A 26,996-nucleotide genomic window follows, 5' to 3' on the forward strand; every position below is an offset into this window, starting at 1 on the left:
CAGCACTATTGCCGCCATGTCCAAACGAACTGTTTCAACCGTCCTTAAAGAGCTGCTGGCCCGGCACGGCATCAGTGCGATGACGCTGCACCGCAGCACCGGGGTGCCGCAACCTACGTTGTCGCGGATTTTGAGCGGCAAGATTGCCGATCCTTCCGACAGGCATATCTCCAAAATCGCCGAGTACTTCCACATCAGTACCGATCGCCTGCGCGGGCGGGACGATGTGCGTGTGTCAGAAATCGAGCTATGTCACCCAGAGCTGCGTGATATTTGCCTGTGGGATGACGACACCCCAGTGGCGGACGATGAAGTGTCCATTCCGTTTCTGCGTCAGGTTGAACTGGCCGCCGGCTCAGGGCGCTTTGCCATTGAAGAGAGCGAACGCGCCAAGTTGCGTTTCGGCAAGCGCAGCCTGCGCCATAACGGTGTGGAGTTCGATCATGCCAAGTGCGTGACCGTACGCGGCGACAGTATGCTGCCAGTGCTGCGCGATGGCGCAACGGTGGGGGTCAATGCGGGCAAGCGCACGCTGGACGAAGTCATTGATGGCGACCTGTATGCGGTCAATCATAACGGCCAGCTACGGGTCAAACAGTTGTATCGCCTGGCGGGCGGCATTCGTTTGCGCAGCTTCAACCGCGACGAGTTCCCGGATGAGGATTACGCCTACAACGATCTGGAGGATGAACAGCTGGTCATTCTCGGTCATGTCTTCTGGTGGGGCATGTACGCCCGCTAGCCACAAGATTCTGAAAATCCTGCGGGAGCCAGCCTGCTCGCGAACAATCCTTCGTGAGCAGGCTCGCTCCCGCAGCAGTATTGGCTACGCCATCAAGCAGACAATTCCCACCGTATTTGCAGGTCCTGGCCGGCTTGTTGAAATTGTGCGAATAAATATATGCACTGGTGCATTGACTGTATATCCATACATGCATAGTCTTTGTTCCATTGCCGCCAACGATGGATCTCGGGCAGGGGTATGACGTTTCAGTCAGGCCGGAAATTGGCGCTTATCAATAAGGACACAGGAGTGATCACATGATGAATGAACCGCAAGTCTTGCTGGAAATGCCGGTTTTACTGGTCATCCTCCTTGCGTTGGTGGGCGGCGTTTTTGGCGAGATGTGGCGGGCAGACAAGGATGGCGCCAGCGGCTGGCCGCTGATGCGGCGCCTGGCGTTGCGGTCGGGAGCCTGCATGGTGTGCGGCGTATCGACCTTTATGTTGCTGTACTCGGCCGGGATGTCGGTTTTGGCGGCCGGTGCCCTGGGTTGCCTGACCGCCCTGGCAGGTGCGGATGCAGCCATCAGCCTGTACCAGCGCTGGGCTGCGAAGCGGCTGGGGGTCGACGGTTCGCCCGGCGACTCGCGGATCGAGCCGTAGAACCCGGCTTTTTGGTGTAGGTTATGACCCGGACCCGCGATCAGGAGAGGACAGTGGATCAGATTTCTCAACGTGCAGCTGAACTCGGGCTGCTGTTAAAGGCTCTTAATGCCCAGGTGACGACCGCCGAGTCCTGTACCGGTGGCGGCATTGCCGAAGCCATCACCCGTATTGCCGGCAGCTCCGCCTGGTTCGAGGCGGGGTTTGTGACCTACTCCAACCAGCAAAAGACCCGCCAACTGCAGGTTCCCGAGGCCTTGTTCATACAAGTGGGGGCCGTCAGTCGCGAGGTGGTCGAAGCGATGGTGCGCGGTGCGCAGGCGCAAAGCGGGGCGCAGTTTGCCGTGGCGGTGAGCGGTGTGGCCGGGCCGGGTGGTGGTTCGCCCGAGAAGCCGGTCGGTACCGTGTGGCTGGCCTGGGGCGCTGGCGATGAGGTGTCCAGCGAGCGCAGGCACTTTGCGGGCAACCGCGATGAAGTCCGCCAGCAAACCGTGATTGCGGCCCTGGAAGGCTTAATACGCCGAACGGTACGAGAAATAAAAAATCAGGGGTAGGCGATCTTCTAACCCTGTGGAATAATACTGGCTACTTATACAGTTATCGGCCGTCGGGCCTTATTGATTACGAGAGGACTTTAATGGACGACAACAAGAAGAAAGCCTTGGCTGCGGCCCTGGGTCAGATCGAACGTCAATTCGGCAAGGGTGCCGTGATGCTGATGGGCGACCAGGAGCGCCAGGCCGTACCGGCAATCTCCACCGGTTCGCTGGGTCTGGACATCGCGCTGGGCATTGGCGGCCTGCCAAAAGGCCGTATTGTTGAAATCTACGGTCCTGAGTCGTCGGGTAAAACCACCCTGACCCTGTCCGTGATTGCCCAGGCACAAAAGGCCGGTGCTACCTGCGCCTTCGTCGATGCCGAGCACGCCCTTGACCCTGAATACGCCGCCAAGCTGGGCGTAAACGTCGATGACCTGCTGGTTTCCCAGCCGGACACCGGCGAACAGGCCCTGGAAATCACCGACATGCTGGTGCGCTCCAACGCGGTTGACGTGATCATCATCGACTCCGTGGCCGCCCTGACGCCAAAGGCTGAAATCGAAGGCGACATGGGTGATACCCACGTTGGCCTGCAAGCCCGTCTGATGTCGCAAGCACTGCGTAAAATCACCGGTAACATCAAGAACGCCAACTGCCTGGTTATCTTCATCAACCAGATCCGCATGAAGATCGGCGTGATGTTCGGCAGCCCGGAAACCACCACCGGTGGTAACGCCCTGAAGTTCTACGCGTCGGTACGTCTGGATATCCGCCGCACTGGCGCCGTGAAAGAAGGCGATGTGGTGGTAGGTAGCGAAACCCGCGTCAAAGTGGTCAAGAACAAGGTGGCACCGCCGTTCCGTCAGGCTGAATTCCAGATCCTGTACGGCAAGGGCATCTACCTGAATGGCGAGATGATCGACCTGGGTGTGTTGCATGGCTTTGTTGAAAAAGCAGGCGCCTGGTACAGCTACAACGGCAGCAAGATCGGTCAGGGCAAGGCCAACTCCGCCAAGTTCCTGGACGATAACCCGGACATCAAGGACGCGCTGGAAAAGCAGCTGCGTGAAAAACTGCTGGGGCCAAAAACTGACGCTGAACTGGCAGAACTCAAAGTCATGCCAAAAATGAGCAAGGCTGCCAAAGAAGCTGCAGCACTGGCTGAAGCCGAAGAAATGGAAAACGCTACCGACGGCGATAACTGATAGCCATCATGATTGCCGTCCTGGATACTCCCGTCGCGGTGCGACGGACTGCAATGGACCTGCTCGCGCGACGCGAGCACGGTCGGGTCGAGCTGACGCGCAAGTTGCGTCAGCGCGGCGCTTGCCCCGACATGATCGACGCTGCCCTTGACCGTCTCACGGAAGAGGGGCTGTTGTCCGAGTCCCGTTATCTCGAAAGCTATATCAACTACCGTGCCGGTTCCGGTTATGGCCCTTTGCGTATTCGCGAAGAGCTTAGCCAGCGAGGCCTTGCGCGCGGCGATATTGAAGAGGCGTTACGCGAATGTGACTTCAACTGGCAAGAACGGTTGGAGGAAACCTGGCGTCGCAAGTTTTCCGGGCAGGTGCCTGTGGATGCCAAGGAGCGTGCCCGCCAGGGGCGCTTCTTGAGCTATCGCGGCTATCCGCTTGAAATGATCGGCCGCCTGTTAAGCGGCCGAGAGTTTGACGACTGAAACGGTTGGCGGTGACTGTTCAATCTTCGAGTTGGCAGCCTTTGTAGCAGCTGCCGAAGGGACGAGGCTGCGTCCGACGGCAGAGCCGTCGTAAGGTCAGGCCGCGCATTTTTACAGAAAAACCGCGTACTCCGTATTTACGATCGCTTCGCAATCGAACGTAGCCTCGTCCCTTCGGCAACTGCTACGAAATGCTGCTGCCTTTATTCCGGCAAAGACTCGCGCACCTGCGCATTGGACACGCTGTCAGCTGTCGCCCAGTTGTGCGGCAGGTTGATAAAGTCGACCAGTTCGCGCAGCCGTCCCTGATTACGCCCGCTGAATGCAAAGCCCAGGCAGGTGAGGTGGTTGAGCTTCGGGTCGTCATGCTCAAAGCTGCAATAAGCCTGTTGGTGGAAGCCATCGTTAAGGCAAATGTCCGCAAAATCCTGTTGTATCTGCTTGAGAGCCAGCGCACTGACGGGTTTCTTCATGCGGATCACAAAAGTTTTGTTCAGCCAGCGGCTTGAATGGAAGTTGCTGTAGAACTGGTTGATTTCAGCCAGTGCCTCTTCGGCGCTGTGAACCAGGCGCATCAGCTTCAAGTCGTTGGGCAGAATGTAGTGGTTGGCTTCCAGTTGGTTATGGATAAAGTCCAGTGCGCCTTGCCAAAACGATCCGCCGGGCACATCGAGCAAAACCACCGGTACCAGCGGGGTTTTACCGGTCTGCATCAATGTCAGCACTTCCAGCACTTCATCCAGCGTGCCAAACCCGCCCGGGCACATCACCAATGCATCGGCTTCCTTGGTGAAGAACAGTTTGCGGGTAAAGAAAAAGTGAAACGCCAGCACATTGGGCGTGCCATTGATGGTGGGGTTGGCCCGTTGCTCAAATGGCAGGGTGATATTGAACCCCAGGCTGTGGGCCAGGCCCGCGCCTTCATGGGCCGCGGCCATGATGCCTGCGCCGCCGCCGGTGATGACCATCATGTCGTCTTTTGCCAGCACGGCCCCCATTTCCCGGGCTAGGGCATACAGCGGGTGCTCAATCGGGGTTCTTGCCGAGCCGAAGACCGTGACTTTGCGTCGGCCCTTGAACTGCTCCAGCGTGCGAAAGGTCTTTTCCAGTTCGCGAATGGCCTGCAGGGTGATCTTGGCATTCCAGCGATCAAGGTCGTCATGGGCCATGCGCAGCACGGTCAGCAACATCTCGCGATAGAGTGCGCGGTTCGGGCTGTCGGGGGCTACCCGTTGCAGTTGTTCGTCGACCTCATGAGCAAGATCCAGCCCCTGCTCCTGCAAATGCAGCGCCAGGGAATCATTGGATTGGTCAGGCATGTACTTCTCCTTCTGCACAACATCCTTGAAGGCGCCGCAACCTGGGCTGGCGCCGAGACACAGAGTGTCCAACACGATGCCTTGATGATGGTCCCGGGATGTCGTGGCTGGCAACAGCTAATTGCCTGACGTACATGAAGTTTGGCGAGGGTGGCGCAAGTTGCAGGCATGATCTGCGCCGTACCGGGTACGGCGCGGCAGGGGTGTTACTGTTTACGCTGGCAGTTTTCGGCACGGAAATCCTGGGTCAGGACCGGGCTGTTGGTTTTGTACTCGCGAAAGCTGTAGCGCAACGTCGCGCCTTGAGCCATCAGGGTGCGGAAACCTGCGTTGCTGCACACGCTGCGCCCCAGTTGCGGCACGGTTAGTTCCGGGTTGGAGCGTATTTGGGCCGCCAGTGTCGGGCTGGCCTCCAGGTTGTTGATCAGGACAGTGCCGTCTACGGTGAAACCTTTATCCAAAAGGTCCGCATTGATTGCGCGCGGTTTGCCTTCGTTGCTTTTTTCGGCAACCTTGAGCAGGGTTTTGTTCAACTCAAAATCTTTGAGAGAAGCCGCTTGTGCCGCCAGTGGCAGTGCAAGCATTAGAGCGACGGTCGGAATGATATGGCGCAGCATGAATCTCTCCTGATTTCAGTGACCCAGGCCTGGACCGGCCACATATGTGTGCGTTCAGTGATGCAGCCTTGGACAAGCCGGCTATCTGTGCGTTCAGTGGCGCGGGAGTATAGGTCAGCATGACCGCACAGGAAATGCCAAAGGCTATGGTTTCGCGCCTCTGGTAAACTGGCCGCCTTTCTATTGTGAATCCGTTTATGCGCCAATTCTGGCGAATGGACGCTTGGCGCCTTTTAAGTAAAAAATCATGACCCTGACGACCTTTTCCCCGAATGCTGTAGCCCGTTTACGAGACGAGCGTGAGGAGGAGAGCACCAAGCCCTACCTGGCCCGCGGTTCCCGTGCTCCGCGTTGCCATACTTGCCGCGTGATCGAGAGTCACTGCCTGTGCAACTGGCGGCCCAGGGTGACGACGCGTTCGGGTGTGTGCCTGGTCATGACCAAAAAGGAAGTGTTCAAGCCCAGCAACACCGGCTGGTTGATCGCTGATGTGGTGAGTGACAACTTTGCCTTTATCTGGTCGCGTACCGAAACCGACGATGCACTGCTGGCGTTGCTGGCCGACCCGCAGTGGCAGCCGTATCTGGTATTTCCTGGCGAATACGTGGCGCCGGAGCGGGTAACGCACACGGTGGATCTGGACAGCAGCAAGCGCCCGCTGTTTATCCTGCTGGACGCCACCTGGACCGAGGCGCGCAAGATTTTTCGCAAAAGCCCGTACTTCGATTCCCTGCCCATTTTGAGCCTGCTGCCTGAAAGGCTTTCGCGCTACCGCTTGCGCCGTTCCACCCGCAGTGAGCATCTGTGTACCGCTGAAGTGGCCAGCCTGTGCCTTGAGCTGGCTGGTGACTCCCAGGCCTCCAGTGCGCTGGATGCCTATTTCGATGTCTTCAGCCAGCATTATCTGGATGCGAAAAATCAGCTGCCCATGAACGAATCCAGTGTGGCGCACCAGGAACTGGGCGTTTTTGTAAAAGACCTTCCCCAGAATCGGGCTCAATAGACTAAAGAAGTAGCGCTACAATTTTCGAACAGATGCAAGTGCGCAGCATTGCCGTTTTTTCGATGATGGCGCTGTAATGGCTAGCACATGGACCCGGGCGTCAGGTTTTCGACTTGACCACCCTTGCTTCGCTGGGCATGCTTGGCGCCGATTCGGCTATGCAGCTGTCAAAACACTTATATTTGCCGACGTTTCGCGTAAATCGCGCCCTTTGACGCACAGTCTTTGAGCTTTTGCTCGAGTTGCCTTAGCGAGTGCTGGAATTGATCAGTGCTCGCCTGAAAAACGGGATCATTTAAACAATGGCCACATACGAAATCCTGATTGCCGACGACCATCCACTGTTTCGCAGTGCCCTGCACCAGGCCGTAAGCCTTGGCCTGGGGTCTGATGTTCGCCTGGTAGAGGTCGCCAGTATTGCCGAGCTTGAAACACAGCTGGCAGTAAAGGCTGATTGGGATCTGGTGCTGCTCGATTTGAACATGCCGGGTGCTTACGGTTTCTCCGGGCTGGTGTTGCTGCGTGGTCAATACCCGCAAATCCCGGTGGTGATGGTATCGGCCCAGGAAGAAGCCTCGATCATGGTGCGCTCCCGCGAGTTCGGTGCCAGCGGCTTTATCCCCAAATCCAGCTCGCTGGAAGAGATTCAGAAGGCCGTGCGTGCCGTACTGGATGGCGATGTCTCCTGGCCGCCCCAGGCGTTTGAGGATGTTCAGGTGTCGGCCGAGGCCAAGGCCGCCAGCGAAGGCCTGGCCAGCCTCACACCCCAGCAGTTCCGGGTGTTGACCATGGTCTGCGAAGGCTTGCTGAACAAACAGATCGCCTACGAGCTGAGTGTTTCGGAAGCGACCATCAAGGCCCATGTGACGGCGATTTTCCGCAAGCTGGGGGTTCGCACGCGCACCCAGGCCGCGCTACTCTTGCAGCAACTTGAATCAATTTCGAGTCATTAATCTGCGAACCTTCACGCTTTTTTGACGAAGCGTGAACTAGCGTTCCCCTCTCATTTTTTGCGCAGTTGCCTATCTATGTCGCCTTTCAAGGGTAAAACCGGTTTTAAACGGATTTTGAATGCTGGCGGTTACTCGCTGGACGGTTTGCGCGCAGCCTTTACGGGCGAGGCGGCTTTTCGGCAGCTGGTGCTGCTTAACGTGATCCTGATCCCGCTGAGCTTCCTGCTCAATGTGAGCCGGGTCGAGCGCGCCTTGCTGATCGCCGTGTGCCTGCTGGCCTTGATTGTCGAGTTGCTGAACTCGGCGATTGAAGCGGTGGTTGACCGTATTTCCCTCGACCTGCACCCCTTATCGAAAAACGCCAAGGACATGGGCAGCGCCGCCCAGTTTGTGGTGCTGACCATGATTGCCGTGGTGTGGGCGGTAATCCTGCTTTAAGCGATTGTCGGCAGTACGATCTCGTCGCTGCGCTGCACCCCGGCGGTGAAGGCGCGGCACAGCTCCAGAAATTCGCGCATGGCGGATGTCTGATACTTCTTTTTGTGCCAGATAAAGAAGAACTGCCGGGCCAGATCCAGCTCGGGGGTCTCTACCGCTACCAGGCTGCCGCGCCGAAAGGCGTCGCGCAACGCCAGGCGTGAGATGCAGCCAATGCCCAAGCCCGATTCCACGGCGCGCTTGATCGCCTCGGTATGTTCCAGCTCCAGGCGGATATTGAGCGACGTTTGATGATGGCGCATGGCCTGATCAAAGGTCAGGCGCGTTCCCGAGCCCTGTTCACGCAGGATCCAGGCTTCACGGGTGAGCTCTTCCAGTGTGGCGTGACCACGGGCTGCCAGTGGATGTTGTGGGGCGCAAAACACCACCAGTTCATCCTCGACCCAGCTCTGCACCTCGATATCGGGGTGAGCGCAATCGCCTTCGATCAGACCCAGATCAATTTCGTAGTGGGCGACTTGTTGCACGATATGAGCCGTGTTCTGAACCACCAGCTTGACCTGACTTTCCGGGTGCTGCTGCATAAAGCTGCCGATCAGCAGGGTCGCCAGGTAGTTGCCGATGGTCAGCGTCGCGCCTACGGTCAATGAGCCGAAGCCGGACTTGCCGTTGAGCAGGTCTTCGATCTCCTTGGCCTGGTCCAGCAGCGCGACAGCCTGGGGCAACAGTTGCCGGCCCAGGGCGTTGAGGCTCAGGCGCTTGCCGGCACGGTCGAACAGCTGGCAACTGGTCTGGCGCTCCAGCTCGGTGATCGAGGTACTGGCCGCAGATTGTGAAAGGGCCAACAAGCCGGCAGCGCGAGACACGCTCTCTTGTTGGGCGACGGCGACGAAAACCTGGAGTTGTCTGAGAGTAAATCGCATATCGATATAACCGATAACCCTTATCTTGATAATTCAGTTAACAGATATTGTCGCCGCCATTAGAATGCTGTGCAATCGCGCCCATAGTCAGCGCAGGCGAATTTAGGAGCCCCGTACATGAGCAACATGAACCACGAACGTGTCCTCAGTGTTCATCACTGGAATGACACCCTGTTCAGCTTCAAGTGCACCCGTGACCCGGGTCTGCGCTTCGAGAACGGTCAGTTCGTGATGATCGGCCTGCAACAGCCCAATGGCCGTCCGCTTATGCGTGCCTACTCGATTGCCAGCCCGAACTGGGAAGAGCATCTGGAGTTCTTCAGCATCAAGGTGCCAGACGGCCCGCTGACCTCCCAGTTGCAGCACTTGAAGGAAGGCGACGAGATCATCATCAGCAAAAAACCTACGGGTACGCTGGTGCTGGACGACTTGAAGCCGGGCAAGCATCTGTACTTGCTCAGCACCGGTACCGGTCTGGCGCCCTTTATGAGCATCATCCAGGATCCGGAAACCTACGAGCGTTTCGAAAAAGTGATCCTGTGCCACGGCGTGCGTTACGTCAATGAAGTCGCCTACCGCGAATTCATCACCGAGCACCTGCCGCAGAACGAGTTCTTCGGCGAAGCGCTGCGTGAAAAGCTGATCTACTACCCAACCGTGACCCGCGAGCCGTTCGAGAACGAAGGCCGCCTGACCGACCTGATGCGCAGCGGCAAGCTGTTCAGCGACATCGGCCTGCCACCGATCAACCCGCAGGACGACCGTGCCATGTTGTGCGGCAGCCCGAGCATGCTCGACGAGACCAGCGAAGTGCTGAACAGCTTCGGCCTGACAGTTTCGCCGCGTATGCGTGAGCCGGGTGATTACCTGATCGAGCGTGCCTTCGTCGAGAAGTAAACCGCACCGATCAAAAAATGTGGGAGCGGGCTTGCCCGCGATTGAGGAGTGTCAGCCACCGTATGGGTGACTGACACGCTGTAATCGCGAGCAAGCCCGCTCCCACATTGCGTTTCAAGTCACTGCTTGGGAATCACCTCAAGCACACGGATCAAACCAGGCTCGGGGTAGTGCCAGCGTACGTCCAGATCCCAGAACTGCGCGCCGTATTCTCGTTCGGCGGTGGGCGTCTGGTAAGCAGGGCGTGGATCTTGCGCCAGGCATTGCTCAATCAGCTCCACCAGCGGTTCCTGAAGGCGCAGGGCTTCCCTGTGCGCCTGTTGCAGGGCACTGTCGGCCCATTGCACAGGGATCAATACCGGTGCGGCGCTGGCCATGCCATTGCTGGCATCGCTGATGATATCGGCGTAGGGCACATAGGGCTTGATATCGAGAATCGGCGTGCCATCGAGCAGGTCGATACCGGAAATCCACAGGCGATTGCCCTCGACCTTGTCCAGCTTGACCACTGACTGGCCGATGCCGTTCGGGCGATGGGTGGCGCGGGTGGCAAACACGCCCATCGACTTGTTGCCGCCCAGGCGTGGCGGACGCACCTTGAGGCGGGGCTTGTCTTCCAGTGCCTGATGGAACACAAACAGCAGCCACACATGGCTAACCTGCTCCAGGCCTTGCACCGCATCGCCCTGATCGAACGGCGCGACCAGCTCCAGCACGCCACGGGCGGCCGGTGCCAGTTGCGGCTGGCGGGGGATGGCGAATTTCTCCTTGAAGCAGGAGCGGACAAAGCCGATGGGCGAGACGGTGTAGGTCATGGGAGTATCGTACTGGTGGGGCCGATCAGACTCTTGTGGGAGCGGGCTTGCTCGCGATAGCAGCGCCGCGGTGATTCAGATTGACCGAGTCGTCTGAATCGCGAGCAAGCCCGCTCCCACAGGAGGTGTTTTTTCAGTCGCGAACGCGCAGGGTCAGGCCCTTGAGGAAGTTGCGCAGCAACTGGTCGCCACAGGTGCGGTAGTTGGTGTGGCCAAACTTGCGGAACAGGGCGCTCAGCTCAGGCTTGGACACCGGGAAGCCGGCCGCCTTGAGGATGGCGTGCATGTCGTCTTCCTTCAGTTCGAAGGCTACGCGCAGTTTTTTCAGGATGATGTTGTTGGTCACCGGCAGCTCGACAGGCATCGGCGCACGGCTTTCGTCCTTGCCGCGCTTGAAGATCACCAGGCCATCGAGGAAATGCGCCATCACTTCGTCCGGGCAACGTACAAATCCTTCTTCCTCGTCCTTTTTCAGGTAGGTCAGTACGTCTTCCTTGGTGACGTCGAGGCCGCCAAGCTTGATGATTTCGACAACCTTGTTGTCGCTGATGTCGAGCATGTAGCGCACGCTGCGCAGTACGTCGTTATGAATCATATGGGTAATCCTGATATTCAGCAGTGAGCACCGCAGGCATTGCTGCGGTGTCGAAATGTTCGGGGCAGGGCTGCAGTTAGAACTTTTCTTTGGCGCTCATGTAGCGCCACTGGCCAACAGGCAACTTGCCCATCGACACGCCGCCAATACGAATCCGGCGCATGGAAATCACGGTCAGGCCTACTGCCTGGCAGAACAGGGCGATTACACCCGGTTGCGGGTTTTTCATCGCAAAGCGCAGACGGTTTTCACTCTGCCAGCTGGCCTTGACCGCAGGCAGCTCGCGACCCTTGTAGGTCATGCCGTGGTTGAGCCGGTTCAAACCGTGGGGTGCCATCTCGCCAGAGACTTCAACCACGTATTCCTGTTCGATCTTGCTGGCGTCGGCCGTCAGCTTGCGCACGATCTTCCAGTCCTGGGTAAACACCAGCAGGCCGCTGGCGTTGGCCTGCAGCTCGTTGCCAACGCTCAGGCGCAGGAAATGGCCCTTGAGCGGGCGTTTGCCAAAGCGGTGCTCTTCGCTCAGGGTGTCCGGGCCGATCAACGCCAGGGCGCTGTCGGTGTCCAGGCCCGCCGGGGCATTGAGCAGAATGGTCACGGGCTCGGGTGCAGTAGCCTTGGCTTGCGGGTCCAGCTCGACTTTCTGGTTGTCGACCTTGAACTGTGGCTCGTCGATGACTTCGCCATCTACCGTGACCCAGCCACCTTCAATGAACAGTTCGGCCTCACGGCGGGAGCAGCCGACGAGTTCGATGAGGCGTTTGGAGAGACGTATCGGTTCAGACATGACAGGGGCCGTAAAGGAATTGGGCGAACATTGTACCCGCCTGGCGCCGGTTAAGCCCGGCTACATTTGCCTTATGCGCGTGCTGGGCGTTTATACCGCAGGTGCAGCAGCGGGTAAGGCTGGCCCATGCCGTCCTTTTCGCAGCGTCCCACAGCCACAAAGCCCTGCTTGAGGTAAAAACCGACGGCTTGCAGGTTTTGCTCATTGACGTCGAGGCGCTCGGCATTCAGCTCATTGATGGCGAACATCAACAGGCACTTGCCGATGCCCAGCCCGCGGTAATCGGGGTGAATAAACAGCATCTCGACCTTGCCGGCCGCGACCCCGGCAAAACCGGTAATGCGCTTGCTGGTCGGGTCCTTGCAGCAGATCAGCATCACGGTATCCAGGTACTGCTCCAGGACCAGGCCGCGCAACAGCTCGATATAGCTGTCCGGCAAAAAGTCATGGGTGGCACGCACCGATGCTTCCCATACGTTGGTCAGTTCTGCAAAGTCCGTGAGGCGTGGCGTATGGATGGCCCATGTGTGTTGCATCGTGCGTGTCTCCTGACACTGATGATGGAAGCAATGCCATAACGATAGCCGTAAAAAAAGCCCTGACGCCAGAGCGGCAGGGCTTTTTGCGCAGCAGTCGCGATTTAGATCACTTCAGCCCACAGGTCATACTCGTCGGCGTCGGTGACGCGGCACATGATCTTGTCGCCCGGCTTGATGTCTTTCTCGGTGGCGATAAATACATTGCCGTCGATTTCCGGGGCGTCGAAGAAGCAACGGCCTACTGCGCCTTGCTCGTCGACTTCGTCGATCAGCACTTCGATTTCCTTGCCGATTTTCATCTGCAGGCGGGCAGCGCTGATGGCCTGCTGGTGGGCCATGAAGCGGTCCCAGCGATCCTGCTTGACGTCGTCCGGCACGATGGCCGCATCCAGCAGGTTGGCCGGTGCGCCTTCTACCGGCGAGTACTGGAAGCAGCCTACGCGGTCCAGTTGGGCTTCGGTCAGCCAGTCGAGCAGGTACTGGAAGTCTTCTTCGGTTTCACCCGGGAAGCCGACGATAAAGGTCGAACGGATGATCAGTTCCGGGCAGATTTCGCGCCAGTTCTTGATCCGGGCCAGGGTCTTGTCTTCAAACGCAGGGCGTTTCATGGCCTTGAGCACTTTCGGGCTGGCGTGCTGGAACGGGATGTCCAGGTACGGCAGGATCTTGCCGGCGGCCATCAGCGGGATCAGCTCGTCAACGTGCGGGTACGGGTAGACGTAGTGCAGGCGCACCCATACGCCCAGCGAGCTCAAGGCTTCGCACAGTTCGGTCATGCGCGTCTTGACCGGCGCGCCGTTCCAGAAACCGGTACGGTATTTGACGTCAACGCCATAGGCGCTGGTGTCCTGGGAAATCACCAGCAGCTCTTTTACGCCGGCCTTGACCAGGCGCTGGGCTTCGTCGAGCACGTCACCCACCGGGCGGCTGACCAGCTTGCCGCGCATCGACGGGATGATGCAGAAGCTGCAGCTATGGTTGCAGCCTTCGGAAATCTTCAGGTAGGCGTAGTGGCGTGGTGTCAGCTTGACACCTTGTGGCGGTACCAGGTCGATCAGCGGGTTGTGATCCTGGCGCGGCGGCACCACCTGGTGCACGGCGTTGACCACCTGCTCGTACTGCTGCGGGCCGGTCACGGCCAGTACGCTCGGGTGGACGTCGCGGATATTGCCTTCTTCGACGCCCATGCAGCCGGTCACGATGACCTTGCCGTTTTCCTTGATGGCTTCGCCGATCACTTCCAGGGATTCTGCCTTGGCGCTGTCGATGAAACCGCAGGTGTTGACCACTACGACGTCAGCGTCCTGATAGGTCGAGACGACGTCATAGCCTTCCATGCGCAGTTGGGTAAGGATGCGCTCGGAGTCGACCAGTGCTTTCGGGCAACCCAGGGAAACAAAGCCAACCTTTGGGTTGGCTGGCTTGGTGGTAACGGTGGACATGGCGAACCTCGGTATGTAGTGACGTTACATGCCCGTAAAGGCTGCACGACGAACGGGCGCTTATTGCGCCTCTGATCAAAAAAAGTGCGCAATTTTAGCTATGGTCAACGCACTTGACCAGCGTTATACGGGGATTTGCGACGAGTGCTGCGCTATGCTGCGCGCCGTTGCGAAAGCAGGGTTTTTAACTAACGTGATTTTGTAGGCAGGAGCCGTAGCTAACACTCGGGAAATCAGCGCATGCTGCTGATCAAATGTAGCGCAAGCCATTAAGAAACGCGGTCAATGGTCGTAGGAGTGGTTGATGGGGCAGGCAAGCAGTCAGGCGGCAGAAGACGGTCACTCCAAGGCAAAGCCCATTGGGATGCTGGTTGCAGCAGTGGGTGTGGTGTACGGCGATATCGGTACCAGCCCGTTGTACACCCTTAAAGAGGTGTTTTCCGGCGGGTATGGTGTTCAGGTCAATCACGACGGTGTGTTCGGGATATTGGCGCTGATCCTGTGGTCGCTGATCTGGGTGGTTTCGATCAAGTATGTGCTGTTTATTCTGCGGGCCGACAACGAAGGCGAGGGCGGCATCATGGCCCTCACCGCACTGGCCAGGCGGGCGGCGTCGCCTTATCCGCGGTTGCGTTCGGTGCTGGTGATCCTGGGGTTGATCGGCGCGGCGCTGTTTTACGGCGACAGCATGATTACCCCGGCGATCTCGGTGCTTTCCGCCGTAGAAGGGCTTGAGCTGGCATTTGACGGCCTGGAGCATTGGGTCGTGCCGCTGGCCTTGATTGTGCTGGTGCTGCTGTTTCTGATTCAACGCCATGGCACGGCCAGTATCGGCAAGCTGTTCGGGCCGGTGATGGTGGTGTGGTTTGTGGTGTTGGGCGGGCTGGGGATCCACGGCATCGTGCAGCACCCTGAAGTGCTCAATGCGCTGAACCCGATATGGGGTGTGCGCTTCTTTGTGTCTCACCCGGGCATGGGCGTGGCCATTTTGGGCGCCGTGGTGCTGGCGCTGACCGGTGCCGAGGCGCTGTATGCCGACATGGGCCACTTTGGCCGCAAGCCGATTGCTCGGGCCTGGTTCATTTTGGTGTTGCCGGCGCTGGTGCTGAACTATTTCGGCCAGGGTGCCTTGCTGCTGGAAAACCCGGAGGCGGCGCGCAACCCGTTCTACCTGCTGGCACCGGCCTGGGCGCTGATTCCCTTGGTGGGGCTGGCCACGCTGGCGACGGTGATTGCCTCCCAGGCAGTGATTTCCGGGGCTTTCTCCCTGACCCACCAGGCCATTCAACTGGGCTATATCCCGCGTATGCATATCCAGCACACGTCCAGCGCCGAGCAGGGACAGATTTACATTGGCGCGGTGAACTGGTCGCTGATGGTCGGGGTGATCTTGCTGGTGCTGGGCTTTGAGTCTTCTGGCGCCCTGGCTTCGGCCTACGGGGTGGCGGTGACCGGGACCATGCTGATTACCAGTATTCTGGTGTCGGCAGTGATGCTGCTGCTGTGGAAGTGGCCACCTGTTCTGGCCGTGCCAGTGTTGATCGGCTTTCTGCTGGTGGATGGCCTGTTCTTTATCGCCAACGTGCCGAAAATCTTCCAGGGCGGGGCATTCCCAGTACTGGCGGGGATTGTGCTGTTTGCCCTGATGACCACCTGGCGGCGCGGCAAGCAACTGCTGGTGGACCGTCTGGATGAAAGCGCGCTGCCACTGCCACTGTTTATCAGCAGCATCCGGGTGCAGCCGCCCCATCGCGTCAAGGGTACCGCCGTGTTTCTGACCGCACGCCCGGATGCCGTGCCCCATGCGCTGTTGCACAACCTGCTGCATAACCAGGTGCTGCACGAGCAGGTGGTATTGCTGACGGTGGTCAACGAAGATTCGCCACGGGTACCGGCTTCACGGCGCTTTGAGGTGGATGCCTATGGTGACGGGTTTTTCCGGGTGATCCTGCACTTCGGCTTTATGGACGAGCCGGATGTGCCTGAGGCGCTGAAGCTGTGCCATCTCGATGAGCTGGATTTCAGCCCGATGCGCACCACTTACTTCCTGAGCCGGGAGACCGTGATTGCCTCCAAGCTTGTGGGTATGGCCCGTTGGCGTGAGGGGTTGTTCGCCTTTATGCTCAAGAATGCCAACAGCAATCTGCGCTTCTTCAAGCTGCCGCTGAACCGGGTGATTGAACTGGGGACGCAGGTCGAGATGTAGCCCCATCCAGGTACCATGAAAAAGCCCCGGCTCGCGAGAGTCGGGGCTTTTTTGCTGATAGCGGGGCGTATGACTGTGGGAGCGGGCTTGCTCGCGATGCAGGCGGCTCGGTGCATCTGACACACCGAGTAGAGGCTATCGCGAGCAAGCCCGCTCCCACAAAGGCTGGCTTATTGGGCAGTCACCTGATGCTTCTTGATCAGGTCCACCAGGCGCTGGGCCAGGGCCGGGTAGTTCTCGTCGAAGTGATGGCCGCCAGGCAGCTTGAGGCTTTCGCCGACTGCTGTCTTGGCAGTACAGCCACTTTCATCGACCTCTTCTGCACCATAGATGCACACCACTTTGCTGGCCGGCAGTTTGGACATTTCTTCGCCGGTATCCGCTTCTGCGCCGGCCTTGCCCAGCCAGCCATCAACATGGATCTCAAAACTGCCACTGCGGGCAAAGGCCAGCAACATGATCGAGTCGACGCGCTTTTGCTCGGCCTCAGGCAGGCGGTTATAGGTGGCTGGCAACACATCGGCGCCAAACGAATAACCCACCAGCACAAAGCGCTGGGTGCCCCATTTCTGCCGGTAGTGCTGCATCAGCTCAGTGAGGTCGGTGGCGCTTTGCTCGGGTGACTTGTGCTGCCAGTAGTAGCGCAGCATGTCGATGCCCACCACCGGGTAGCCGATCTTGGCCATTTCGCCCGCCACGTCGCGGTCCAGGTCGCGCCAGCCGCCATCACCGGAGAGGAACAGGGTCACGGTGCTGTTTTGCTGGCCGGCAGGCACTTCGACCACCGGCATGCTCAGCCCGCCGTTCTCATCGCCCACCAGGATCTTGCGCAACTCGTTGCTCAGCACTTGTGGGTAGTGAATGTCGTAGTCGCTGATGCTGGTCTGCGCGTTCGGCTGATCGCGAACGAAAGCGGCGCTCGGGTCGTCAGGGTTGTCGTTCCAGGCCACCAGCCAGTTACCGTGAGTCGCGGTTTTCGGAACGGGCAGGGCGCAGCCGGGTTCTTCCAGCTTGAAACCGACCGACACGGCCTGGGCCTTGTCATTGGTTTGCTCGGCCAGCCAGCGCCAGGCCAGGGTCGCCCCGGGGCCGATACCGCTGACCAGGGTAGCCGGGCCCTTGAGTTGTTGCAGCGCAGTTTGCAGGGCTTGCTGTTGCAGGGTGCAGTCGTCCTTGGGCAGGATCACCTGGACGACCTGCGCCTTGCCGCCACGGCTCAGGGCCATCAGTTGCTTGTCGTTGAGGGCTTCTTCGGCCGGGGTGGCAATAACCACCCGGGCCTGGGCTTTCTGGCCGGGAATGACATTGGTCAGGGTCGAGCCATCAGTTTGGCTCAGGTGTTCAACCGTTGGCTGCGGTGCGGGGCGATTCCACCACCAATAGCCGCCTGCAGCAAGCGCGACCAGAACTATCAAGGCAAGCAACAAAAACCGCCAGGAACGATGTTTCATTAACGTTTCACCAATCCAGTCAAGCCGCCTGCAATCAGGGCGGCGGTATCAGCCAGTGCCACCAGCGGATCAAGTCCGGCGGGCACGGCCATGTAACGAGGTTCCCAGTCGGGCTGGAATTTGTCTTTAAAGCGGCGCAAACCCTGGAAGTTGTACAGGTGCTCGCCGCGCTGGAACAACATCGAGCCCAAACGTTGGGTCAAGGGTGCGCCGCGACGCGGTTGCAGGCCGGACAGAGGTACCATCCCCAGGCTGAAACGGGCGTATCCATGCTTTTTATAATGCTGAATCAGGCCGACCATCATAAATTCCATGGTCAGTTTCGGCGCGTCCGGGTGGGCACGCATCAAGTCCAGGCTCGACAGCTCATGGCTGTGGGTCTCAAGCAGGTTGGCAAAGGCCACCGGTTTGCCTTCAAAGCGAATAATGGCCACGCGAAAGTGCTTGATGTAGTCCTCGCTGAAACGTCCCAGGGAGAAGCCTTTTTCGCGCACGTTCTTGCCGGTGAGCCAGGCGTCGGAAATGACCTTGAGCTCATCCATCGGCGCTTCGCCCGGCTCGTGGATTTCCAGTGACAGGCCGTCACGGGTGCCACGGTTCCAGGTGTAGCGCAGGTCTTTCATCTCTTTGCCCTTGGCTTCGAGATCAAAGCGGTGCAAATCGACGCGGGCTTCTTCGCCCAGCTTGATCGCGGTGAGGCCGATGTCCATGTAGAACGGCAGGTTCTCGGCGCGTACCTGGTAGAACACAGGGCGGGCATGGACGGTGTCGCACAGGTCGCGAAATTGCCAGATCAATTCGGCACGTTGCTGGGGCGGACCGATCGGGTCGTACAGCGCCACCAGGCTGCGCCCGCGACGGGCGTACATCAGGAAGGCATTGTCGTCGGGGTGGAACAGCAGGGCCTTGTCGCCGGTGAGTGCGAGGCCGCCGTCGGGCTGGTCGGAGGCGAGGATGATCTTGCTGGCCTTTTCCAGTTCAGCGGCATCTGGCAGGTGGATCACCGGGCGGGCGGTGCGCAGCAGCCAGGTCAGGGACACGACCACCAGCAGCACGGCCGCACCCAGCAGCGAGCGCAGGCCCCGTGGCGCGTCCGAGTCGAGGGTGAACTGCCACCACAGTTGATGGCTGTAAGGAACATCCTGATAGGCGAGCAGCAGCAGCCAGATCGAGGCACCCAGTACGCAGATGCTGGCGACCAGATACAACGGCGAAAATGGCAGCTCGGTCAAGCGGCTCGGGCGGTAGAAAGAACGGCGGAACAAGCCCAGCAGGCTGGCGGTCAGGACCAGGACGGTTGCCTCTTCCCAGTCGAAGCCTTTAAGCAGGGACAGCACGGCGCCGACCAGCAGCAGGATCGTGGTCAGCATCCAGGCGGCAGACAGGCGCCGGCGCAAGCCCTGGGCCAGCAGCAGGCAGAGCACGCCGATCAGGCTGGCGCCAAAGTGCGAGGCGTCGACCAGGCGGTGGGGGATCAGGAAGCCGATGTGTTCAAGGCGCGTGTCAATCTCGGGTGTGGCGCCGGAAAACAGCAGGACCACGCCAGACATGAATACCAGCACGGCCAGCACCGGAGCGGCCAGACCGGAGGCTACCCGCAGGCTTTGCCGGGTCTGGATCAGGCGCTGGGCTTCGTTCATCAGCAGCATCAGGCAGGCAATCAGCAGCGGCAGAATCACATAGATCATGCGATACAGCAGCAGGGCGGCGGCCAGTGGCGCGGCCCCGAGCTTGTCGGCGAAGGCGGCCAGCAATATTGCCTCGAACACCCCGACACCGCCGGGTACATGGCTGAGCACGCCGGCCGCCAGGGCCAGCAGGTAAACCAGCATAAATGCGCCAAAGGGCGGTGCTTCAGGCAGCAGCAGATACAGCACGGTGGCGGCGGCTGCGACGTCCAGCGCGGTAATGACCAGTTGCAGCAAGGTCAGGCGCGGGCTGGGCAGGCGCAGGGTTCGGCGTCCGGCTTTGACCAGCAGGTTGTCGGGGATCGGTTGCTCGGGCAGGCGCCGGCGGTAGATGCCCAGCGCCAGCAAGGCAAACAGCGCCAGCACCGCGAAAGCAATAGCACCTAATATCCAGGCCGGCATATGCAGGGCGGCGGAAGCTGCTGGCAGGTTGCTTAGAGTGGCCAGTGCCGCCAGGGGTGGCAAGGCGCAGCCCAGCGACAGGCTGGCAAACAGCGTCATATGGGCGACTTCGGAAGCCCCCGCGCCGTATCGTGCGTACAAGCGATAGCGCACGGAGCCGCCAGACAGCAGCGACAGGCCGATGGCATTGCCAATGGCAAAGGCGGTGAAGCCGCCCAGTGCCAGGGTTTTGGGTGGCAGTTTTACCCCCGCATAGCGGCTGGCAGACCACTCGTAACCGAGCAGAATCACAAAGCCCACGGCTGTAGCTGCCACTGCACCGAAGAGGGCGGGCTTGGGGACTTCCAGGATCGAGTCGTGCAGGGCGTAGAGGTCAAGCTCGCTTAACAGATGGCGACAGGCAATCAACGCTATGGCAAACAGCAGCAGCGTCAGTGCGAGGCCAATCGGTTGGCGGTACTTGCTCAGCAAATCCAGCCAGCGCAAACGGGTCGCGGCAATGGGGTGGGCTGCTGTAACGGCTTCTTTGGGTTCTGGCGAGTTATCGGGCATCAATCACCTCGTGGATCGTGCGCGATAGGATGGAGGCATAGGCTCAAGTTACCAATCCTTTTGGTCAAAATATTTCTAAATGTGTTCAGCCGTTTGCCTGAGGTTCAGGATTGGTCTGAGAAAAAAGGGTAATTGCTGGGGGACAGCATAGACGAGGGGACTTTCAGAAATATGACGTTTAATGTCAATAAACGCCTGATAGAGACTTTTCGAGCACGCACAAAAAAGGCCACTCTTTCGAGTAGCCTTTTTTGATGTTTGGTTGCGGGAGCCGGATTTGAACCGACGACCTTCGGGTTATGAGCCCGACGAGCTACCAGACTGCTCCATCCCGCGTCTGTGTGGTGGATTCTACAGCGGATCGTGCAGGTGTCAACCTTTAAATCACGTAAGCGCTTGAAATACCCGGTTTTAATCCATTTCCTGCAATTGCCAGGAGGAGGGCAAAAACACTCGGGCACAAAAAAGGCCACTCTTTCGAGTAGCCTTTTAATGTTTGGTTGCGGGAGCCGGATTTGAACCGACGACCTTCGGGTTATGAGCCCGACGAGCTACCAGACTGCTCCATCCCGCGTCTGTGGGGCGCACTCTACAGTGATGAGCGGGGGTGTCAACCTTTAATGCGTAAATGAGCTAAATAAGATCAAAACAGGCATGATTTTTGGATATGGCAGTTGGGTCTGTAGCCGCTGCCGAGGTACGAGGCTGCGTTCGGCGGCGAAGCCGTCGTAAGTCAGGCGCTATGGAGTGTCAGGTTTGTTGAGTGCCCGGGCTTGGCGACGACTGCGTCGCCGATCGCAGCCTTCGTTCCTCGGCAGCGGCTACAGGTTGGGTGGCAGCACAAAACACGCGTGCACAAAAAAGGCCACTCTTTCGAGTAGCCTTTTTCGATGTTTGGTTGCGGGAGCCGGATTTGAACCGACGACCTTCGGGTTATGAGCCCGACGAGCTACCAGACTGCTCCATCCCGCGTCTGTGGGGTGGATTCTACAGCGATACGCTGGGCTGTCAAACGTTAATTTAGAAAAATTCGTTATGCGTCAATTGCTTAGCTAGAGAATACAGCTATAAAAAGCCCTGCAGGCCCTGTTCTGTATGGGGTGTGGCTCTATTGAGGCTAGAGATTCGATTGAAAAAAACAATTCAGCGGCGTTTTTCCCGCGTCTGTCGGGGAGAATCAAGACTACTGGTGCTATATACAGTTCGCGGTGACATACTTGCGCGGTGTATTGCCTACTCCATTGAAGAACACCGCCCTACATGACGCAGCGCAAAATCATCCACGTCGACTGTGACTGTTTCTACGCCGCTATTGAGATGCGCGATGACCCGAGCCTGGCAAACAAGCCGATGGCGGTCGGGGGCTCTTCTGATCGACGTGGGGTGATCGCCACCTGCAATTACGAAGCGCGCGCCTATGGTGTGCGCTCGGCAATGTCATCCCGGCATGCCCTCAAGCTGTGTCCGGACCTGGTCATCGTCAGCGGCAGGATGGATGCCTATAAAGAAGCGTCCAGAGAAATCCACGGCATCCTGCGTGATTACACCGAGCTGATCGAGCCGCTGTCCCTGGATGAGGCTTACCTGGACGTGTCCGACAGCCCGCACTTTGCCGGCAGTGCCACGCGCATCGCCCAGGATATCCGCCGGCGCGTGTCCAATCAGTTGCATATCACCGTGTCGGCCGGGGTGGCACCCAACAAGTTTCTGGCCAAGATCGCAAGTGACTGGCGCAAGCCCAACGGTTTGTTCGTGATTACCCCGGACCAGGTCGATGATTTTGTCTCGGCGTTGCCGGTCAATAAACTGCATGGCGTGGGCAAGGTCACGGCCGACAAGCTTGGGCGCCTGGGCATCGAGACCTGCCTGCAGCTGCGGGACTGGAACAAACTGGCGCTGGTGCGCGAATTTGGCAGTTTTGGTGAGCGGTTATGGGGGTTGGCGCGGGGGATTGATGAGCGGCTGGTGCAAAGTGACAGTCGGCGTCAGTCAGTCAGTGTGGAAAACACTTACGATACGGATTTGCCTGATCTGGCCAGTTGCCTGGAGAAGCTCCCGGAGCTGCTCGAGACCCTGAACCGGCGTATTGACCGTATCGACAGCAGTTATCGTCCCGGCAAGCCGTTCGTTAAAGTGAAATTCCACGACTTTACCCAGACTACGCTGGAGCAGTCCGGTGCAGGGCGCGATCTTGAGAGTTATCAGGGGTTGTTGAGCCAGGCGTTTGCACGAGGCGCCAGGCCCGTGCGATTGCTCGGGCTTGGCGTGCGTTTGCATGATTTGAACAATGGGTTCGAGCAGCTGGAGCTGTTCAAGGGGTAGGTCGGTTTGCTTGTTGTGGGAGCGGGCTTGCTCGCGATGCAGGCACTGCGGTCTGTCAGGAAAACCACAGCGATATCATCGCGGGCAAGCCCGCTCCCACACGTCAGCTGACGCCCGGGTCCGCCACCAGTCGCCCGGCATTTTTGGTCAAGGACTGCACGAATTCACGTTGTAGCTCCGGGTCGTTGCGCGTGAGTTCGATCAGGCTTTGTTCCAGTTCGCTGGCTTCTTCTTCCAGCCCCAGCTCCGACAAGCGCTTGACCCGATGCACCCACTGGTTCACGTCGTCACCTTCCAGGTCGTCGTAGATCAGGTTGTGTGCTTCAAGCAACTTGCCGCGCAGGTTGCTGCTGATCGACAGGGTCGAGTCCGAATGGGTTTCGTCCTGGGCGTCTTCCACCATGATGGTCAGCTTGCCGATGTGATTGAGGTCCTGCTCGGCAAACGGGCTGTCCAGCAGGTTGAGGCGCAACACGCCATTACGGTCTGTGGTCAGCTCGTGGGCCTGCTTGCCCGCCTTGACCACCACCGGCCGCTCAGCCCAGGGCAGGCTTGAATATTCCAGGCGCTTGTCGCGCTGAACGTCATCAATGCCCGCCAGGTTCTGCTCGGCGCGGCCGTGGGACTGCACGTTCATTGCCGGGTTAATGCCGGCAAAGCCGTAGTTGATCCAGTCCTTGGTCACGCTGTCCGGTAGTTGCCCGAACATGAACACGTTCAGCACATTGGCGCCCACCCCCGCGACGATAGCCACCGCGCCCAGCGGAATCTCATAGACTTCGCGCCAGGGCTGGTAGGGGGTATAGCGGTCGTAATGGCGGGTGACATCGAACTCGGTGACCTCGAAGGTCTTTTGTTCATTGATGCGCACACGCCGCTGCGGCAACTCAAGCACGGCTGGCGAGCCCACATCGATCTGCAGGCTGTGGGCGAGCAGTTTGCGCTCGATGCGTTCCTCGTGCTCGCTGCGTTGCGACATGTGATTGGCACAGCCGCTCAGCAGCAGGGCGCCGCACATGGCGGCGCCCCCGAGGGTCAAGGTGTTTCGAGTGAACATGGCGTCTCTATCTGGGTTCAGCGAGCGATACGGGCCTGAAGGAAGGCAAGCACATCAGCAACGGGCAGGGCTTGCGGCTCTGCTTCGGTGCGGCTCTTGTATTCCAGATTGCCTTCAGCCAGGCCGCGGTCGCTGACCACGATCCGGTGCGGGATGCCGATCAGTTCCATGTCAGCGAACTTGATGCCGGGGCTGGTTTTCTTGTCGCGATCGTCCAGCAGCACTTCAAAACCTGCTGCCGTCAGTTCGGCATACAGTTTGTCGGTGGCTTCGCGCACGGCTTCGGTTTCGTAGCGCAGCGGTACCAGGGCAATCTGGAACGGTGCCAGGGCATCGCTCCAGATAATTCCGCGCTCGTCGTTGTTCTGCTCGATGGCTGCAGCCACCACGCGGGAAACACCAATACCGTAGCAGCCCATTGCCAGGGTGACCGGCTTGCCGTTTTCGCCCAGCACCTGGCACTTCATGGCTTCGCTGTACTTGGTGCCCAGCTGGAAGATGTGACCCACTTCGATGCCGCGCTTGATTTCCAGGGTGCCCTTGCCGTCCGGGCTAGGGTCGCCGGCAACCACGTTACGCAGGTCGGCAACGGTCGGTACTGGCAGATCGCGCTCCCAGTTCACGCCGAAGTAGTGTTTGTCGTCGATATTGGCGCCCACGCCGAAGTCGCTCATCAGCTCGACCGAGCGATCGATGATGCAGGGCAGAGGCAGGTTCAGCGGGCCCAGGGAGCCAGCACCGGCGCCGATGGCGTCACGCAGTTCTGCGTCGGATGCCATGACCAGCGGGCTGTGTACCAACGGATGGTTGGCAGCCTTGATTTCGTTGAGTTCGTGATCGCCACGGATCACCAGGGCGATCAGCTTGCCGGCTTCGGCAGCGTGAACGATCAGGGTCTTGACGGTCTTTTCGATCGGCAGGTCATAGCCGTCGACCAGTTGCGCGATGGTCTTGGCGTCCGGCGTATCGATCAGGCGCAGTTCCTGGGTGGCCGCTGGGCGCGAGGTTTCAGCGGGCACGGCTTCGGCTTTTTCGATGTTGGCCGCGTAGTCGGAACCATTGCTGAACACGATATCGTCTTCACCGGATTCAGCCAGCACATGGAACTCGTGGGAGCCGGCACCGCCGATGGAGCCGTTGTCGGCTTCAACCGGGCGGAAGTTCAGGCCCAGGCGGGTGAATACGTTGCAGTAGGCCTGGTGCATGCGGTCATAAGTGACCTGCAGCGAAGCGTTGTCGGCGTGGAACGAATAGGCGTCCTTCATGATGAATTCGCGGCCGCGCATCAAGCCGAAGCGCGGGCGGATCTCGTCACGGAATTTGGTCTGGATCTGGTACAGGTTGATTGGCAGCTGTTTGTAGCTGTTCAACTCATTGCGGCACAGGTCGGTGATCACTTCTTCGTGGGTCGGGCCCACGCAGAACTCACGACCGTGGCGGTCTTTAAGGCGCAGCAGCTCCGGGCCGTATTCTTCCCAGCGCCCCGATTCCTGCCACAGTTCGGCTGGCTGGATGCTCGGCATCAGCACTTCCAGAGCGCCTGCAGCGTTCATTTCTTCACGAACAATGGCTTCGGCCTTGCGCATGATCCGCAGGCCCATGGGCAGCCAGGTGTACAGGCCCGAAGCAAGTTTGCGAATCATGCCGGCGCGCAGCATCAGCTGATGGCTGATAACGACCGCATCGGAAGGCGTTTCTTTCTGTGTGGCGAGCAAATATTGACTGGTGCGCATGGTTAGCCGTTGCCGTGCTGGTGACTAGATATGACTGAGCATTGTACGGGCGAGACGTGCCTGCGTACAGGGTGGGCGGGGGAGAGGGGCTCCCCCCCGTGTTTACGGGTGTTTTTCCAGGTCTACCGCTGGCTTGTGGCGGGCCCGGCGGCTCTCCTGATACCAGTGCAGGCTGATCAGCAGCAGTGTGGGGATGCCCATCACGGCGGTGATGATAAAGAAGTTGTGATAACCGAACTTCTCCACCATGACCCCCGAGTATCCGCCCATCAAACGCGGCAGCAGTAGCATGATCGAACTGAGCAGGGCGTACTGGGTGGCGGAAAACTTGAGGTTGGTCAGGCTGGACAGGTAGGCCACGAACGCCGAAGTGGCGAGGCCGGAGCTGAAGTTGTCGAGGGAAATGGTGACAATCAGCATCTGCAGATTCGGCCCCATATCGGCGAGCAACATGAACAGCAGGTTGGTGCCTGCCGATGCTGCGCCGCCGATAAGCAGGATCGGCAGAATGCCGAAGCGCACAATCAGCAAGCCGCCCATGCCCGCGCCGACAAGGGTCATGATCAGGCCGAAAATCTTGCTGACCCCGGCAATCTGGTCCTTGGTAAAGCCCTGGTCGATATAAAACACGTTGGCCATGACGCCCATGACCGTGTCCGACATCCGGTAGGTGGCAATCAACCCCAGCAGCAGCAGGGCTTGCCAGCGATAGCGCACAATAAAGTCGTTTACCGGCGTTAGCACCGGCGCCAGGCCGCGTCGGCCAATGGATGACAGGCACAACACCGTCAGCAGGGTGTACAGGATGGCACGCAGAAAGGCCCGGTCTTCCAGCACCAGGGTGATCGGGCTGACGCCTTCGAATAACACGCCGGCAAAATCGGTGTTGTAGAGCTGGGTGAACATGGCCGGCACGGATACCAGCAATACGATCAGGACGAAAACCGACGCCAGCTGGTGGCCGAAACTGTAGCGCCCGGCTGACAGCTGGGTACGCAACGGCACGGGTGGTTCGCGCATAAACAGGGTGGTGAGCAGCGCGGGCACCATCAACAGGCCGAACAGCACGTAGGTGCCGGTCCAGGCCGAGTGCTTGTAGTTGAAGCCCGTCGAACCAAAGCCCTCGGCAAAGAACAGGGCGCCCGCCGTGGCCAGCAGGGCGGCCACGCGATAGCCGGACATGTAACTGGCGGCGAGCGCGGCCTGACGGTTGTCTTCGGCGATTTCCAGGCGATAGGCATCGACGGCAATGTCCTGGGTGGCCGAAGCGAAGGACACCACAACCGCAATGGCAATCAGCCAGGACAAGTGTTTTTGCGGGTCACAAAAGCCCATGCCGATCAGGCCCAGAATGACCAGCGATTGCGACAGCACCAGCCATGAGCGACGCCGGCCCAGTTTGCCGAGCAATGGCAGGCGCCACTGGTCCAGCAGCGGCGACCACACCCACTTGAAGGCATAGGCCAGCCCGATCAGGCTGGCATAACCAATGGTTTCGCGGGCCACACCGGCTTCGCGCAACCATACGGAGAGCGTTGAAAACACCAGCATGTACGGCAAACCGGCGGCAAAACCGAGCAGCAACAGCACGAGGGTCGAGGGGCTGGAATACGCAGCTAGCGCTTCGCGCCAGGTTTTACGGGGCATGGAC

24 protein-coding genes and 3 tRNA genes are annotated in these 26,996 nt (G+C 59.3%); 11 read left to right on the forward strand and 16 right to left on the reverse strand.

The window, feature by feature from the left end; genetic code table 11:
- Window positions 1-16: 16 nt before the first annotated feature.
- The 5 genes from AB3G35_RS08345 (at window position 17) to recX (ending at window position 3,606) form a co-directional block, all read left to right on the forward strand.
- Entirely contained in the window at window positions 17-742 is a 726-nt protein-coding gene (locus AB3G35_RS08345) for an XRE family transcriptional regulator (RefSeq protein WP_081481022.1), read from the forward strand.
- A 299-nt stretch (window positions 743-1,041) separates the two neighbouring features.
- Window positions 1,042-1,386 (forward strand): phage holin family protein, encoded by a 345-nt coding sequence (locus tag AB3G35_RS08350; protein WP_016779765.1) that lies wholly within the window; start codon window positions 1,042-1,044, stop codon window positions 1,384-1,386.
- A 23-nt stretch (window positions 1,387-1,409) separates the two neighbouring features.
- Window positions 1,410-1,940, forward strand: a complete 531-nt coding sequence (locus AB3G35_RS08355) for a CinA family protein (RefSeq protein WP_187699649.1) — start codon at window positions 1,410-1,412, stop codon at window positions 1,938-1,940.
- An 83-nt stretch (window positions 1,941-2,023) separates the two neighbouring features.
- A complete protein-coding gene (recA, locus tag AB3G35_RS08360) occupies window positions 2,024-3,130 on the forward strand; it encodes a recombinase RecA (protein WP_016779767.1) in 1,107 nt (368 codons plus the stop codon).
- 8 nt (window positions 3,131-3,138) lie between these two features.
- Window positions 3,139-3,606: a recombination regulator RecX gene (gene recX / locus AB3G35_RS08365; RefSeq protein WP_029611278.1), complete on the forward strand. Its 468-nt coding sequence runs from the start codon at window positions 3,139-3,141 to the stop codon at window positions 3,604-3,606.
- A 203-nt stretch (window positions 3,607-3,809) separates the two neighbouring features.
- On the opposite strand, the gene AB3G35_RS08370 is transcribed toward recX, so the two are convergent.
- Together AB3G35_RS08370 and AB3G35_RS08375 are read right to left on the reverse strand one after the other, a co-directional pair.
- A complete protein-coding gene (locus tag AB3G35_RS08370; protein ID WP_369782496.1) occupies window positions 3,810-4,925 on the reverse strand; it encodes a TIGR00730 family Rossman fold protein in 1,116 nt (371 codons plus the stop codon).
- A gap of 206 nt (window positions 4,926-5,131) precedes the next feature.
- Window positions 5,132-5,542 carry a PA3611 family quorum-sensing-regulated virulence factor gene (locus AB3G35_RS08375; RefSeq protein ID WP_016779770.1) on the reverse strand — a complete coding sequence of 137 codons (411 nt, stop codon included), beginning with the start codon at window positions 5,540-5,542 and terminating at the stop codon, window positions 5,132-5,134.
- A gap of 247 nt (window positions 5,543-5,789) precedes the next feature.
- Between AB3G35_RS08375 and AB3G35_RS08380 the strand changes: the two genes are divergently transcribed.
- From AB3G35_RS08380 to AB3G35_RS08390, 3 genes are all read left to right on the forward strand, one after another.
- Complete coding sequence (locus AB3G35_RS08380; RefSeq protein ID WP_095040798.1) at window positions 5,790-6,545, forward strand: tRNA-uridine aminocarboxypropyltransferase; 756 nt, start codon at window positions 5,790-5,792, stop codon at window positions 6,543-6,545.
- 302 nt (window positions 6,546-6,847) lie between these two features.
- Entirely contained in the window at window positions 6,848-7,498 is a 651-nt protein-coding gene (gene erdR, locus AB3G35_RS08385) for a response regulator transcription factor ErdR (RefSeq protein WP_016779772.1), read from the forward strand.
- 75 nt (window positions 7,499-7,573) lie between these two features.
- Window positions 7,574-7,936: a diacylglycerol kinase gene (locus AB3G35_RS08390; RefSeq protein ID WP_016779774.1), complete on the forward strand. Its 363-nt coding sequence runs from the start codon at window positions 7,574-7,576 to the stop codon at window positions 7,934-7,936.
- Here AB3G35_RS08390 and AB3G35_RS08395 read toward each other — a convergent pair.
- Complete coding sequence (locus AB3G35_RS08395; RefSeq protein WP_029611279.1) at window positions 7,933-8,859, reverse strand: LysR family transcriptional regulator; 927 nt, start codon at window positions 8,857-8,859, stop codon at window positions 7,933-7,935. The two genes, AB3G35_RS08390 and AB3G35_RS08395, sit on opposite strands and share 4 nt — an antisense overlap.
- Before the next feature lie 117 nt (window positions 8,860-8,976).
- Here AB3G35_RS08395 and fpr point away from each other — a divergent pair, with 117 nt between their 5' ends.
- Window positions 8,977-9,756 (forward strand): ferredoxin-NADP reductase, encoded by a 780-nt coding sequence (gene fpr / locus AB3G35_RS08400; protein WP_106116195.1) that lies wholly within the window; start codon window positions 8,977-8,979, stop codon window positions 9,754-9,756.
- Between the two features lie 119 nt (window positions 9,757-9,875).
- On the opposite strand, the gene tsaA is transcribed toward fpr, so the two are convergent.
- The 5 genes from tsaA to rimO all read right to left on the reverse strand — a co-directional run bounded on the left by tsaA (window position 9,876) and on the right by rimO (window position 13,934).
- Window positions 9,876-10,571 (reverse strand): tRNA (N6-threonylcarbamoyladenosine(37)-N6)-methyltransferase TrmO, encoded by a 696-nt coding sequence (gene tsaA / locus AB3G35_RS08405; protein ID WP_106116194.1) that lies wholly within the window; start codon window positions 10,569-10,571, stop codon window positions 9,876-9,878.
- A gap of 133 nt (window positions 10,572-10,704) precedes the next feature.
- A complete protein-coding gene (locus tag AB3G35_RS08410; protein ID WP_016779778.1) occupies window positions 10,705-11,166 on the reverse strand; it encodes a DUF1456 family protein in 462 nt (153 codons plus the stop codon).
- A 76-nt stretch (window positions 11,167-11,242) separates the two neighbouring features.
- On the reverse strand, window positions 11,243-11,953 hold the full coding sequence (locus AB3G35_RS08415) for an rRNA pseudouridine synthase (protein WP_016779779.1): 711 nt from the start codon (window positions 11,951-11,953) through the stop codon (window positions 11,243-11,245).
- Between the two features lie 71 nt (window positions 11,954-12,024).
- Window positions 12,025-12,489 carry a GNAT family N-acetyltransferase gene (locus AB3G35_RS08420; protein ID WP_086795995.1) on the reverse strand — a complete coding sequence of 155 codons (465 nt, stop codon included), beginning with the start codon at window positions 12,487-12,489 and terminating at the stop codon, window positions 12,025-12,027.
- Between the two features lie 104 nt (window positions 12,490-12,593).
- On the reverse strand, window positions 12,594-13,934 hold the full coding sequence (gene rimO, locus AB3G35_RS08425; RefSeq protein WP_016779781.1) for a 30S ribosomal protein S12 methylthiotransferase RimO: 1,341 nt from the start codon (window positions 13,932-13,934) through the stop codon (window positions 12,594-12,596).
- Window positions 13,935-14,238: 304 nt separating this feature from the next.
- Here rimO and AB3G35_RS08430 point away from each other — a divergent pair, with 304 nt between their 5' ends.
- Window positions 14,239-16,140 (forward strand): potassium transporter Kup, encoded by a 1,902-nt coding sequence (locus AB3G35_RS08430; protein WP_016779782.1) that lies wholly within the window; start codon window positions 14,239-14,241, stop codon window positions 16,138-16,140.
- A 170-nt stretch (window positions 16,141-16,310) separates the two neighbouring features.
- Here AB3G35_RS08430 and AB3G35_RS08435 read toward each other — a convergent pair whose 3' ends face one another.
- The 5 genes from AB3G35_RS08435 to AB3G35_RS08455 form a co-directional block, all read right to left on the reverse strand.
- Window positions 16,311-17,591 carry a virulence factor family protein gene (locus AB3G35_RS08435; RefSeq protein ID WP_016779783.1) on the reverse strand — a complete coding sequence of 427 codons (1,281 nt, stop codon included), beginning with the start codon at window positions 17,589-17,591 and terminating at the stop codon, window positions 16,311-16,313.
- On the reverse strand, window positions 17,591-20,233 hold the full coding sequence (gene mprF / locus AB3G35_RS08440; RefSeq protein WP_369782500.1) for a bifunctional lysylphosphatidylglycerol flippase/synthetase MprF: 2,643 nt from the start codon (window positions 20,231-20,233) through the stop codon (window positions 17,591-17,593). The genes AB3G35_RS08435 and mprF overlap by 1 nt, the downstream gene beginning before the upstream one ends.
- Window positions 20,234-20,492: 259 nt before the next feature.
- Window positions 20,493-20,569: transfer RNA gene (locus tag AB3G35_RS08445), tRNA-Met, on the reverse strand.
- Window positions 20,570-20,730: 161 nt separating this feature from the next.
- A tRNA-Met gene (locus tag AB3G35_RS08450) sits at window positions 20,731-20,807 on the reverse strand.
- Between the two features lie 321 nt (window positions 20,808-21,128).
- Window positions 21,129-21,205, reverse strand: a tRNA-Met gene (locus tag AB3G35_RS08455).
- 288 nt (window positions 21,206-21,493) lie between these two features.
- On the opposite strand from AB3G35_RS08455, the gene dinB reads away from it, so the two are divergent.
- Complete coding sequence (gene dinB, locus AB3G35_RS08460) at window positions 21,494-22,555, forward strand: DNA polymerase IV (RefSeq protein ID WP_016779785.1); 1,062 nt, start codon at window positions 21,494-21,496, stop codon at window positions 22,553-22,555.
- Window positions 22,556-22,658: 103 nt separating this feature from the next.
- On the opposite strand, the gene AB3G35_RS08465 is transcribed toward dinB, so the two are convergent.
- The 3 genes from AB3G35_RS08465 to AB3G35_RS08475 all read right to left on the reverse strand — a co-directional run bounded on the left by AB3G35_RS08465 (window position 22,659) and on the right by AB3G35_RS08475 (window position 26,992).
- Entirely contained in the window at window positions 22,659-23,612 is a 954-nt protein-coding gene (locus AB3G35_RS08465; protein WP_016779786.1) for a hypothetical protein, read from the reverse strand.
- 17 nt (window positions 23,613-23,629) lie between these two features.
- The gene (locus AB3G35_RS08470; RefSeq protein WP_083369808.1) at window positions 23,630-25,345 is read right to left on the reverse strand and encodes a proline--tRNA ligase; all 1,716 of its coding nucleotides are present in this window, start codon (window positions 25,343-25,345) and stop codon (window positions 23,630-23,632) included.
- A 102-nt stretch (window positions 25,346-25,447) separates the two neighbouring features.
- Window positions 25,448-26,992, reverse strand: a complete 1,545-nt coding sequence (locus AB3G35_RS08475; RefSeq protein WP_083369809.1) for an AmpG family muropeptide MFS transporter — start codon at window positions 26,990-26,992, stop codon at window positions 25,448-25,450.
- Window positions 26,993-26,996 lie beyond the last annotated feature (4 nt).

Origin of the sequence: Pseudomonas sp. WC2401, from assembly GCF_041200115.1 — a bacterium.
GTDB lineage: Bacteria > Pseudomonadota > Gammaproteobacteria > Pseudomonadales > Pseudomonadaceae > Aquipseudomonas > Aquipseudomonas fragi.